We start from the raw sequence: 13712 nt of genomic DNA on the forward strand, positions 1-13712 counted from the left end.
AAATTCAATGAAGTTTGACAGAAGATTCAACTATTTACTTAATATTATCACTAATGTTGCGTGCTATAAAATATAAAAGGAAGCAATAACCCACTTTATTTCATCATGAATGATTTAAAGTGGGTTTAGTATAGTTAAATTATATAAAATCGGCAAAATGGTCTCTATAACGCATATGCAATATAGAACCAACAATAAATAAAATAGTTACTAGGGCAAGGTTATACAGCGTTAAGTGCAAGTGTTCTATAAAATACCATTGATGGTGAAGAACAGATGCTCTATAGCCCTCCGCTAGAAAATAGATAGGATTTAATTTCATTACTGTCATTACTATTTCATTTTTAGGCGTATACAAAATAGAAGATACGAAAAATATGATTCTCATCAACGATTGAACAACCATCTGTGTGTCTCGAATGAGTACACCTAATGTAGAAGTTAATAGTGAAATAACTATAGTGAGTATAAGTGCATAGGGTACATAAATTAATAATTGTAATGAATATATGGAAGGATAATAACCTCCAAAGAAACATAATATTAATACAATCATAAGTAAACCAAGATGTCCATAAAATCTACTGAATACAATATAACTAGGTATGATAGATAAAGGGAATTTCATTTTAGCTACTTGATTATACTTTGAAGTGATTGATTTTGTACCTTCTAATACACCTTGATTAACGAAAAACCACATGCTAATACCGACAATTAACCAATAAATAAATGGAATACCATCATGTGTTGTATTATTTCGTAACCCTAAACCAAAGACAAACCAGTAAACTGCAATTTGCATGGCTGGGTTTATAATCTCCCAAGCGATTCCTAAGTAATTATTGTGATTTGAAATGCGTAGTTGAAAGTCTGCTAATCTTTTAATTAAATATAAATTTTTTAATTGCTCTTTTAAAACAAAATATACCGCATTCATTTGAATATATCACTCTTTCATGCTAACTTTTAAAAACTGACAAATAAGATTATACATTATTTAAAAAAATATAAGCAAATATAATATTAATGATATTAAACGTTAAAGCATATCTATAGAGAGGTTAGTATATCGTCATTAAATACTTTATTTAAGCTAAAACGAACCTCCCGAATTAGCGAAGCGGGAGGTTCGTTAAAACATTATATAAAATGGTTATATTTTCAAAGGGATATTACCTTTAAAATTTACAAACTGATAAGCTAATTTAACATCGTTATCTGTAGGTGGTTGAACATCCTTTAAAGGATAGCTAAAGTTCATTGCTTCCCATTTATGAACACCAAGTTGATGATAGGGCAATATTTCAAATCTTTCTACATTATCTAATGTATTTATAAATGCCCCTAATTGTATCAAATCTTCTTTAGCATCAGTATATCCGGGAACTAGCACGTGTCTAATCCAAACAGGCTGTTTTAGCTCTGATAACTTTTTAGCAATTTTTAATATATGTGTATTAGGTTTTTCAGTTAATGCTATATGTTTTTCGTTATCAATATGTTTAATATCTAATAGTATTAAGTCTGTATATTTTAATAATTCATCGAAGTGACGTTGAAAGGCTAGTGTGTCATTTGCGCAGCCTGCAGAAGTATCGATGCATGTATGAATTCCGTTTTCCTTTAATGCTTTAAATAAAGCTGTAATAAAGGGCATTTGCAGTAACGGTTCACCACCACTTATAGTTACGCCTCCTCCAGATGCTTCGAAATAAGGTTTGAAAGATGTTATTTCATCAATCATTTCATCAACTGTTACTTCTCTAGAAAATGAATTAACTTTCCATGTATCTGGATTATGACAATACAAACATCTCAATAAACAGCCTTGCATAAAGAGTATATATCTAATACCTGGACCGTCGACAGTGCCCATACTTTCGACAGAGTGCAAGTGTCCTTTAAGCATTTTGCTCCCACCTTATTAATATTTATTTACATTCTTTCATGGAACGTACGAGAAATAACATCTAACTGTTGTTCTCGTGTTAATTTAATGAAATTAACAGCATAGCCAGAAACACGAATAGTTAATTGTGGATACTCTTCAGGGTGATCCATTGCATCTAGCAAAGTGTCTCGATTAAAGACGTTTATGTTTAAATGATGGCCGTGTTGCATAGCGTATCCATCGAGCATACTTGTAAGATTTCTATTTTGTTCTTCTGGTAATTTTCCTAATGATTTAGGAACGATGCTAAAGGTATTTGAAATACCATCTTTACAACAATCATAAGGGATTTTTGCAACAGAACTTAGTGACGATAATGCACCTTTTTGATCTCGTCCGTGCATTGGGTTGGCACCAGGAGCAAATGGTTCACCAGCTTTTCGTCCATCAGGTGTGTTACCAGTCTTTTTGCCATAAACGACATTTGAAGTGATAGTGAGTACACTCATCGTATGTTCAGAATCACGATACGTTTTATGACTTCTTAATTTAGTCATAAAGCGTTCTACTAAATCAACGGCAATATCATCTACACGAGTATCATTGTTGCCATATTTAGGGAAATCTCCATTTATTTCAAAATCAATTACTAAGCCATTTTCATCACGTATTGGAGTAACTTGAGCATATTTAATTGCTGACAATGAATCCGCAGCAACTGATAATCCTGCAATACCAGTCGCCATTGTACGTATAATATTAGTATCATGTAACGCCATCTCGATACGCTCGTAACTGTATTTATCGTGCATATAATGAATAACATTTAAAGAATTGATGTAAACACCTGCTAACCAATCCATCATTTTATCAAATTTTTCAAATACTTCATCGTAATTTAATACATTTGAATTGATAGCTTCATAGGATGGTCCTACTTGCATACCAGATTTTTCATCTTTTCCACCATTAATTGCGTATAATAGAGTTTTAGCTAAGTTCGCGCGAGCACCAAAGAATTGCATTTGTTTACCAATTTTCATTGCAGATACACAACATGCAATGCCATAGTCATCACCGTATGATTCTCGCATTAAATCATCATTTTCATATTGAATTGAACTTGTTTTTATACTCATTTTTGCACAGTAGTTTTTAAAATGGGACGGCAATTGTACCGACCAAAGTACAGTTAAATTAGGCTCTGGTGCAGGACCTAAGTTGTCTAATGAGTGCAAGAAACGGAATGAGTTTTTAGTTACAAGTGGTTTACCATTAATTCCTATACCGCCAATTGATTCAGTAACCCAAGTAGGATCCCCAGAGAACAATTCATTATAATCAGGTGTACGTGCAAATTTCACAATACGTAATTTCATAATAAAATGGTCAATTATTTCTTGAACTTCACTTTCTGTTATCGTTCCATTTTTTAAATCTCGTTCAGCGTATATATCTAAGAATGTAGACGTACGTCCTAAACTCATAGCAGCACCATTTTGTTCTTTAATAGCAGCTAAATATGCTAAATAAAGCCATTGTACAGCTTCTTTAAAATTATTAGCAGGGCGTCCAAGATCAAAGCCATATGTTTTCCCTAATGTCTTCAATTCTTTGAGCGAACGATATTGTTCTGATAATTCTTCGCGTAAACGAATAACATCTTCAGACATTTCAGTAGACATAGTATTAAAGTCGTGCATTTTTTCTGCCATCAAAAAGTCAATACCGTATAGCGCAACACGACGATAGTCACCAATTATTCTTCCACGACCGTAAGCGTCAGGAAGACCTGTGATAATACCAGCTTTTCTACAATTAAGCATTTCTTTAGAGTAGGCATCAAACACGCCTTGATTATGTGTTTTACGATAATCTGTAAATATTTTTTCAGTTTCTGAATCTAGCTCATAACCATATGCTTCACATGCTGCTTTAGCCATACGAATGCCTCCAAAAGGCTGCATAGATCGTTTAAATGGTTTCTCAGTTTGGACACCGACAATAGTTTCTAAATCTTTATTTAAATATCCAGCTTCATGTGAAGTGATTGTAGAAGGTACTTTTGTATCCATATCCCACATGCCACCACGTTCACGTTCTTCTTTGGATAAAACCATCACTTGATCCCAAAGCTTTGTTGTTGCCTCAGTTGGTCCTTCTAAAAATTGATCGTCGCCTTCATATAGTGAGTAGTTTAGTTGGATAAACTCACGAACATCAACATGGCGATTCCAACGTCCATTTTTGAATCCTTGCCAAGCGGTTTCGTGTAATTTTTCTTTTGCTAACATTTATACTCCTCCATTCATTTTGTTAATAATTTCACAAACATTGTAACATTATCCTTGTTATATTTTTCACAATGTTTGTGAAAGTTTTTAATACAAATTGTGAACGATTTGAGAAACTGTAGGAATTTATATGACAGTTTTATAATATTGTGTGTCTGTTATACAACAGGTGATAATAGGAGTATTATTGGTGAGTAAAGAAAAGGCTAGAATGATGATGAGTATAAAAAAGGGAAGAAATACAAAACAAACCATATTTATCCTTAATAATTAGTGGATAAATATGGTTTAATAAATTGTGCATATATAATAGAAGGTTTTAGAAATTAAATTGTGCATAAATTTATATTAACCATTATGATAACAGTAATTAGTACACTTTTTATACACAATATTAATTAAAAACAATTGTTTTATTGCCATCATTAACGATGACTTTATGTTGAACATGATATTCAACTGCTTGAGCTAAAACAGAAGACTCGACATGACGACCAATTTTACGTAAATCTTGTACATTATAACGATGATTAATACGTGTGACATCTTGGTCTATAATTGGTCCTTCATCTAAATCAGATGTTACGTAATGGCTTGTTGCACCGACTAATTTTACGCCGCGTTCCCAAGCTTGTTTGTATGGATTTGCTCCAATAAATGATGGTAAGAAAGAATGGTGTATATTAATAATTTGATTAGGATAGTGACTGACAAAATTATCAGTAAGTATTTGCATATACTTAGCTAAAACGATTAATTCTACTTCGTGTTTTGCGCAAATATCTAATATATTTTGTTCGACAACTGCTTTGTCATTATTGCTTGGTACATAGTAAAAAGGGATATTAAATGATTCCGCAAAATGTCTATTGTTTTCATGATTACTGACAACACAAGTGATTTCAGCGGGGATTTCTTTACGCTGAACTCTTAATAACACTTCATTAAAAGCATGATCTTCTTTCGATACAAATAATGCGATTTTTGTTTTGTCACTTGTATCAAAAATATCAAAATTAATATCATTTTGACTTAAAGTGCTTTCTAGAGCTTCTTTCAATTGTTTTGCTTTTTCAAACTCAAATCTTAAAAATAATTTTCCTTCGGTATCTTGCGCATGATCATATTCTGTAAAGTGATCAAGATGTAAAATATTAGAGCCGTATTCTGCAATAATATTTGTAATTAATGATGTTATACCGACTTTGTCATTGCATGTTGCGAGTAATATGTATTTATCTTCCATTTAAGCACCTCAAAGTTTAATAAAGTACTTAAAATTATAGGGAATATTCTGAACAATGTAAATAAATAAAATGTTTTTCAACAAAATCAGAACAATTTATAGTTTTAACTATACTATTATAGTAGAAATAAGCTATAATGATAAATAGTGTTTTTATCTTTTATGAGTAATAAGTAAATCTTGATGATGACACTTTTCACGAAAATAATACGCTTACAAACAAAGTGATTTTTGTTTGTAAATTAATTATAAGATATAAGATTGATTATTTTGATAATTGCGCCAATGATAAAAAACGATGAAAATTTGATTTCACTCTTTTATTTTCTTAAAAATTGTATTAAGATGTAATTTGTGTTTCAAGAAGCGTGTATTATTGCAATTTCTTGTGTCCGGATAAAATATTCTTTAGATGAAAGGTAGATTAAAGTAATGGATAGACAGAATTTCACAGATTTAATTCAAACAAAATTTAAAATGGTACGTATTGAAGCAGGTTATACGCAAGATACGATGGCCCAAACTATTGGTCTTTCAAAAAAGACTTTAGTACAAATAGAAAAAGAAAGAGTACTACCTAACTGGACAACATGTGTGTCAATTTGTGCATTATTTAGAGATTCAGATGTTTTAAATAGTACATTTGGTTGTGATCCTTTAGAAATGGTACAAACTATTTCTCGTAATCACTGTGCGTACCCTAACCATTCAACAACAAGTGACATTTACTGGAACACTGTTGATAGCCGTAATGGTTTTATCTTACAAAGCAATAAAGTAAGTGATATTTATCGCGTACTTAACCAAGAAACACAACCAATATTTGGTACTTCTAAATTAAGAGAAGCAGAAACATATTTTGGTAGAATTTCTAAAGAAGAGTTAATGCACGTATAATATTAATTCAATTTGTGATAGAAGAATCATTATTTATATAATTTGGTGACATAGGACTTTAAATTGTATATGAATGATTTAGTCACTATACACTACTTGACCTAAACAAAAGATTTAGGTCTTTTTTTATTTTTAATGTTTTTTTAAAATGAATAAGTGTGTTCTTCTACACAATTAAACTATATGTATTGTACAATGTTTAAGAGTGTATTTTTATTATAAGTACGTAATCAAGTTAAATAAAAAGGAGAAACTTTTATGCATGCATTTTTAATAATTATATTTATGATGATAATTGGTGCATTAATAGGTGGAGTAACGAACGTTATTGCTGTAAAAATGTTATTCCATCCATTTAAAACATATTATATTTTTAACAAACGCGTTCCATTCACGCCAGGTTTAATACCAAAACGAAGAGCAGAAATTGCTGATAAAATTGGTCAAGTTGTTGAAGAACATTTACTTACTGAAAGTATGATTCAATCTAAATTAAATGCAACAGCAACGAGAACTGCAATCGAAGAGGTAATACAAAAGCAAATTGAGAAATTAAAAGAAGATCGTATATCTTTAGATTATTTAGCAAATAAAGTTGATATAGATATTGCCCAATTGGCAAATGGTAAAATAGAAACGATTATGTCAGAAAAATTAGAACTGTTTTATTATGATCATCGCAATACACCTATTACACAATTAATTCCTGAAAATATTGAAAAAAGTATAGATAATAAAGTTGAAGCTGTACCAGAAATACTATTTGATAGAGCGCGTGTCTACTTAAAATCTGAAAAAGGCGCAGCAGATATCGCCTCAATGTTAGATACATTCTTCAATGAAAAGGGTAAAATTGTCGGGTTATTACAAATGTTTATGACGAAAGAAAGTATTGCTGATCGTATCCAACATGAATTAATCAGATTGACTAATCATCCCAAAGCGAAAGATATTGCGAATCAAATTATCGATAATGAATATGAAACATTCAAATCCAAACAATTAAGTGAAGTGCTAAATGAACAACAATTTCAAACTTTTAAAACATCAATAACTGATTTAGTAATAGGTTACATGGATATCAATAATATGGCAACGAGATCACTAAATACGCTTACGCCAAACTTTATACAATTTTTAGAAAATAAAGTAACCCAAAAGTTAACGAATGTGATTATTGAAAATGCATCAAAACATATGTCGCCAATTATGAAGAAAGTTAATTTACGACAAATGGTTGAACAACAGATTAATACGTTTGATTTAGCATATATTGAAAAACTTATTATAGATATCGCAAATAAAGAGTTGAAATTAATCATGTTTTTAGGTTTCTTATTAGGTGGTATTATAGGTTTATTACAAGGGATAATTGCAATTTTTGTATAACATATTAAATTATGTTATTGTAATATCGATGTGGTTTTAACACATATACAAAAAAGGAGTGAAGCATAGTGGCAGTAAATTTATACGATCATGCAAATCAATTAGAACAAGCATTAAGAGAAAGTGATGAATATCAAGCTATTCAAAATGCTTATGCAAAAGTTAAAGAAAATCAAGAATCAAAAGATTTATTTGATGAATTCCGTGAAACACAATTAAATTTCCAACAAAAACAAATGCAAGGTGAAGAAATCGGTGAAGAAGAGCTACAAAAAGCACAAGAACAAGCTCAAAAAATCGAAAATGATTCTAACATTTCTGAATTAATGGCTGCTGAACAAAACATGAGTCAAGTATTCCAAGAAATTAACCAAATCATTGTAAAACCTTTAGATGAAATTTACGCTGACTAATTTTTGTTAGTGTAACGTATAAAGACTATGATACAAACAAATATTGTGTTGTAGTTTAAATGGAGAGTACAGAAAACTAATTATTTTATAACTAAGATTTTGTCATCCATCATGGTGCTAGTGACTATAATTGAAATAGTTTAAATTAAGCGCAATTCCAATTAGTCAGTAGTTACTAATACAATATTTGAGGCTGAGGCATATATTTATGTGTCAGCCTCATTTTTTTGTGACCCTTTTTAAAGAATTTGTTTTAATTTAAAAAACGATGAATATGGCTATGTGATAAGGTATTCAATAACAATTTGGAATGATATTGTCTTGAATTGAGCATCTTTTGTTTTATCGACTGTCTAATAGGCAATGTGGTAAAATATACTAATACAAGGTATTTGTATGCATAAATTTTAGTAATGGTTGAAATATGTAATCTGTTACTGAAGTATTCAAAATGCATCAGCTTAAATAAAGCTTTCAATAAAGGAGAAAGATACTGTATGGTGAAATTTATTCATTGTGCTGATTTACACTTAGATAGTCCTTTTAAGTCTAGAGATTATCTCAGTCAGCCTATTTTCGAAGATATTCAAAAAAGTGCTTATGAAAGTTTTGAAAAAATAGTGGACTTAGCATTAGCCGAAGAAATCGATTTTATGATTATTTCAGGTGATTTATTTGATCAACAAAACCGCACATTACGTGCAGAAGTGTTTTTAAAGAAGCAATTCGAACGTTTAGAAAGAGAACAGATTTTTGTCTATTTATGTCACGGTAACCATGATCCTTTATCATCAAATATTGGTACTGTGTGGCCAGACAATGTATCAGTTTTCTCTGAAAATGTTGAAACATATCAAACAATAACTAAAAACGGTGAGGAAATTTATCTTCATGGTTTTAGCTATCAAAATGATGCTAGTTATGAGAATAAGCTCGATGCATATCCAACTAGCCAAGGCTATAAAGGTATTCACATTGGCATTTTGCATGGCACATATAGTAAAACTAGTACAAATGACCGTTACACAGAGTTTAGATTAGAAGACTTAAATAATAAATTGTATCACTACTGGGCATTAGGACACATACACGAACGTCAACAATTGAGCGATATGCCACAAATACATTATCCTGGCAATATACAAGGAAGACACTTTAAAGAGCTTGGTGAAAAAGGTTGTCTCCTCGTTGAAGGTGATAACTTAAATCTCAATGCTAAATTTGTGCCAACGCAATTTATACGTTTTGAAAAAGCGACTCTAGAAACAAAACAAACGTCTAAACAAGGCCTTTTTGATGCTATACAAGCATTTAAAACACAAGTTAGAAAAAATGGTAAGGCAATCTATCAGCTCAAGGTATTAGTAGATTCAGATCAATGGATATCTGAACAAGATATTTTACAAATTCATGAAATGATAAGTGACTATGAGGCCAATGAACATAACTTTGTATTTATTGAAGATTTAACAATCAAGAATAAGTATGAGGATCAAAATACATTAGTTAAAGAATTTTCTCCTGAGTTAATCGAGGACAATATCTTATATGATCAAGCGATGAATGACTTATATTTAAACCCTAAAGCATCTAAGTATCTAGAAAACTATAGCGATTTTGATAGACGAAATCTTATTGAACATGCTGAAGAACTCTTGAAGTCAGATATGAGGGGAGAATAAAATGAAAATTAAATCATTAGAGATTTACGGCTACGGTAAATTTATACAAAGAAAGATTGAATTTGATGAATCATTCACTGAAATTTATGGAGAAAATGAAGCGGGTAAATCAACGGTCCAAGCATTTATTCATTCCATACTTTTCGGCTTCCCAACTAAGAAAGAAAATGAGCCACGGTTAGAGCCTCGATTAGGAAACCAATACGGCGGTAAGTTGACTTTAATTCAAGATGATGGGTCTTTAGTAGATGTTGAACGTATTAAAGGCAGTGCAACAGGTGACGTAAAAGTATACTTACCTAACGGAACTATTAAAGATGAAACTTGGTTAAATAAAGAACTGAATTTTATTTCTAAGCGTACATATCAAGGTATTTTTTCTTTTGATGTACTTGGGCTTCAAGATATTCATAGAAAAATGGATGAAACTCAATTACAAAATTATTTGTTACAAGCAGGCGCATTAGGTTCAACAGAATTTACAAGTATGCGCGAAATATTAAGTAATAAAAAAGAAATGTTATATAAGAAAAATGGTCGTAATCCTATCATAAATCAACAATTAGAACAGTTGAAAGAACTTGAAGGACAAATTCGAGAAGAAGAAGCAAAGTTAACATCATATAAAAGATTAGTTGATGATAAAGATAAAGCTGAACGTAGGTTAAGTACTTTAAAGCAAAACTTAACACAACTATCTAAAATGCATGAGCAAAAACAAAAAGAGATTGCATTACATGAACAGACTCAAGAATGGAAACAACTAGAAACCCAATTAAATATTGAACCAATAGTGTTTCCAGAACAAGGTATTGATCGTTATGAATCTGCGAAAATACAAACACAAAATTTAAAACGTGATATTGGTTTGCGTGAAGAACGATTAGCACATCTAAAAACAGAAAATGAAAAAGTAAATGTGCCCAAACAAAGTGATATAGATGCATTTAATCATTTACATCAACAAGAAAACGAAATTAAGCAAAAAGAATATGAACTAAAATCTGTAGAAAAAGAAATAGAAGATAAAAAGCGTGAAAAATCAGGGTTAAGTTCAAATATTGGTTGGCAAGATGTGCATCATCAAGTAGACGATTCTGAAGCAATGAAAAGTCACGTTAGCAATCAAATAAAAAACAAACAAGAACAAACTGCATATATACAACAACTGGAACGTAACATTGAAGAAAATAAAATTGATAAAGACACAAACAACGCAGAAATAGAATCATTAGAAGCAGACATTGTTCCAGAAGAAAATTTCGAGAAGAAAAAGCAATATAATAAAAGAGTATTTGAATTACAAGAAAAAAATAATCTCTATCAAAAAATGAAAGAGGCATTTGATACTGAACAACGAGAAAATGAGAAAAAACAAAATTTATTACGTATAGCTCTAATGGTATTAGCGGTAATAGGAATTGGGTTAACAATCTTTTCGTTTGTATCAGCAAATATTATTTTCGGTATCGTATTTGCTATTTTATCTCTAGTCTTTATCACAGGTTTATTCTTTGTAAAAACAAAAGAAATTGGGCATAGCGAAACATTTTCAAAAGAGATTGATGATTTGCAACAGCAAGTGAATCATTTAGAGGACAATTATGACCTTGATTTTGATTTGGATGATCAGTATAGAGTTCGCGAACAATACCAAACTGCAATTAAAACAAAAGAAGCAATTAATAAGAAAGCAACTTATTTAGAAGACACATTAGAGCAAGCCAAACAACATTATCAAACTGCACAGAACAATATTAATGATGTTAAAGCAGACTTGTTCTTATCTAATAAAATGTCAGATGAATTAATTATTGATAGCATTAATACAATGAATAAAATTAAAGAACATGATGTTCATATTACTGAACTTCATAAAAAAGCACATGAATTACAACAACAATTAGATGAATTCTATGCTCATGCACAAGAAATCACTAAAAACCAATTTTCATATTTTAATAAACTTTCATTGTTCCACGATATAAGACAATGGCTAAAAGAAGAAACAAATAATTTAGATAAGTGGAATAGAAATAATGAACAAATTAAGCTACTTGAAAGTGAGGTTTCACAACTTCATAATAGACTCAATGAAAATAGTAATGTCATTTCACAATTATTCAATTTTGTTAATGTTAACGATGAAGAGTCTTATTATCAACATCATGTTCAACATCAAAATTACCATCAACAGATGGCACGTTTTAATGATTTATCAAAATATCTAGAAAATCAAAATTACAATTATGATTCTAGTTCTAGATTGAGTGAGAAAACTGCTGCACAATTGACAAATGAAGATGAAGTACTTGCACGTCAAGTTGATGATTATAACGACCAATATTTAGAATTACAGTCACAAGTAAGTGACTTAAATGCTAAAATAACTGATATGGAAACAGATAAAACTTTAGCTGATTTAAGGCATAGATTCCATATACTTAAAAATAAAGTAAATGACGAAGCTAAAGATTGGGCTAGCCTTAGTTATCTACAAGCTTTGGTAGAAGGGCATATTAAGCAAATTAAAGATAAACGTTTGCCACAAGTGATAAACGAAGCGACTAATATCTTTTCGCATTTAACAAATGGTCATTATGTGCAAGTAACATATGCTAATGACGATTTAATGGTAAAACAAGTAAATGGACAGATGTATGAACCAGTAGAATTAAGTCAATCTACGAAAGAAATTTTATATATTGCATTACGTTTGAGTTTGATTCAAACTTTGAAACCGTATTATCCATTCCCAATTATTATTGATGACGCTTTTGTGCATTTTGATAAATATAGAAAAGACATCATGATGAATTATTTAAGACAAATGCCAAGCAGCTATCAAATTTTGTATTTTACATGTGTGAAAGATACGAGTGTGCCTTCAAAACAAATTATAACTTTAAATAAAATAGAGGAAGGCGGTAAATAATGAGAAATGTTGAAAATTTAAATCCTGGAGATTCAGTGGATCATTTTTTCTTGATTCATAAAGCTACACAAGGTGTAACTGCTCAAGGTAAAGACTATATGACGCTTCATCTACAAGACAAAAGTGGAGATCTTGAAGCGAAACTTTGGACTGTAAGTAAAGAGGATATGAAAGTATTAGAGCCTGAAAAGATTGTACACGTTACAGGCGATATTATAAATTATCGTGGCCGTAAGCAAATGAAAATTAATAAAATAAAATTGGCTACACCAGAAGATAATATGAAAACACAAGATTTTGTAGACGGTGCACCTATGACACCTGATGAAATTCAAGAAGAGATTTCACATTATATGTTAGAAATTGAAAATGCGACATTACAACGCATTACACGTCATTTAATACGTAAACATCAAGAAGCATTCTTTACATTTCCGGCTGCAAGTACACACCATCACAACTTCTCAAGTGGTTTAAGTTACCATGTGTTAACAATGTTGCAAGTAGCTAAATCAATATGTGATATTTATCCATTATTGAATCGCAGTTTATTATATAGTGCTATTATTTTACATGATTTAGGTAAAGTCAGAGAATTAAGTGGACCAGTGGCTACGTCTTATACAGTTGAAGGAAACTTATTAGGTCATATATCGATTGCAAGTGATGAAGTTGCTGAAGCTGCTAGAGAATTAAACATTGATGGTGAAGAAGTATTATTATTACGCCATATGATTTTAGCACATCACGGTAAAATGGAATTTGGATCACCTAAATTACCACACATGAAAGAGGCTGAAATATTGTTCTTTATTGATAACATAGATGCGAAAATGAACATGTTTGAAAAAGCATTTAAGAAAACAAATAAAGGACAATTTACGGAACGTATCTTTGGATTAGATGGTAGACAATTTTACAATCCAACATCATTAGATTAATAGTTAAGGCTATTTGATTAA

General features: G+C 30.7%; 10 protein-coding genes. 6 read left to right on the forward strand and 4 right to left on the reverse strand.

Features of this window, described 5'->3' with window-relative positions; translation table 11 throughout:
• Window positions 1–139: 139 nt before the first annotated feature.
• From BTM19_RS00135 to purU, 4 genes are all read right to left on the reverse strand, one after another.
• A complete protein-coding gene (locus BTM19_RS00135) occupies window positions 140–940 on the reverse strand; it encodes an ABC transporter permease (protein WP_029376893.1) in 801 nt (266 codons plus the stop codon).
• A 216-nt stretch (window positions 941–1156) separates the two neighbouring features.
• Window positions 1157–1912 carry a pyruvate formate-lyase-activating protein gene (pflA, locus tag BTM19_RS00140; RefSeq protein WP_029376894.1) on the reverse strand — a complete coding sequence of 252 codons (756 nt, stop codon included), beginning with the start codon at window positions 1910–1912 and terminating at the stop codon, window positions 1157–1159.
• A 26-nt stretch (window positions 1913–1938) separates the two neighbouring features.
• Entirely contained in the window at window positions 1939–4188 is a 2250-nt protein-coding gene (gene pflB, locus BTM19_RS00145) for a formate C-acetyltransferase (protein WP_029376895.1), read from the reverse strand.
• Window positions 4189–4582: 394 nt separating this feature from the next.
• Window positions 4583–5434: a formyltetrahydrofolate deformylase gene (purU, locus tag BTM19_RS00150; protein WP_029376896.1), complete on the reverse strand. Its 852-nt coding sequence runs from the start codon at window positions 5432–5434 to the stop codon at window positions 4583–4585.
• A 432-nt stretch (window positions 5435–5866) separates the two neighbouring features.
• Here purU and xdrA point away from each other — a divergent pair, with 432 nt between their 5' ends.
• From xdrA to yhaM, 6 genes are all read left to right on the forward strand, one after another.
• The gene (gene xdrA, locus BTM19_RS00155; RefSeq protein WP_017723171.1) at window positions 5867–6331 is read left to right on the forward strand and encodes an XRE family transcriptional regulator XdrA; all 465 of its coding nucleotides are present in this window, start codon (window positions 5867–5869) and stop codon (window positions 6329–6331) included.
• Window positions 6332–6589: 258 nt separating this feature from the next.
• On the forward strand, window positions 6590–7720 hold the full coding sequence (locus BTM19_RS00160) for a DUF445 domain-containing protein (protein ID WP_029376897.1): 1131 nt from the start codon (window positions 6590–6592) through the stop codon (window positions 7718–7720).
• Between the two features lie 68 nt (window positions 7721–7788).
• Window positions 7789–8133: a YlbF/YmcA family competence regulator gene (locus BTM19_RS00165; RefSeq protein ID WP_017723169.1), complete on the forward strand. Its 345-nt coding sequence runs from the start codon at window positions 7789–7791 to the stop codon at window positions 8131–8133.
• 497 nt (window positions 8134–8630) lie between these two features.
• Window positions 8631–9815 (forward strand): metallophosphoesterase family protein, encoded by a 1185-nt coding sequence (locus BTM19_RS00170; protein ID WP_029376898.1) that lies wholly within the window; start codon window positions 8631–8633, stop codon window positions 9813–9815.
• A gap of 1 nt (window position 9816) precedes the next feature.
• Entirely contained in the window at window positions 9817–12750 is a 2934-nt protein-coding gene (locus BTM19_RS00175) for an ATP-binding protein (protein ID WP_029376899.1), read from the forward strand.
• On the forward strand, window positions 12750–13691 hold the full coding sequence (yhaM, locus tag BTM19_RS00180; RefSeq protein ID WP_029376900.1) for a 3'-5' exoribonuclease YhaM: 942 nt from the start codon (window positions 12750–12752) through the stop codon (window positions 13689–13691). The genes BTM19_RS00175 and yhaM overlap by 1 nt, the downstream gene beginning before the upstream one ends.
• Window positions 13692–13712: the final 21 nt, after the last annotated feature.

The sequence above is a fragment of the Staphylococcus xylosus genome (genome assembly GCF_002732165.1).
GTDB lineage: Bacteria > Bacillota > Bacilli > Staphylococcales > Staphylococcaceae > Staphylococcus > Staphylococcus xylosus.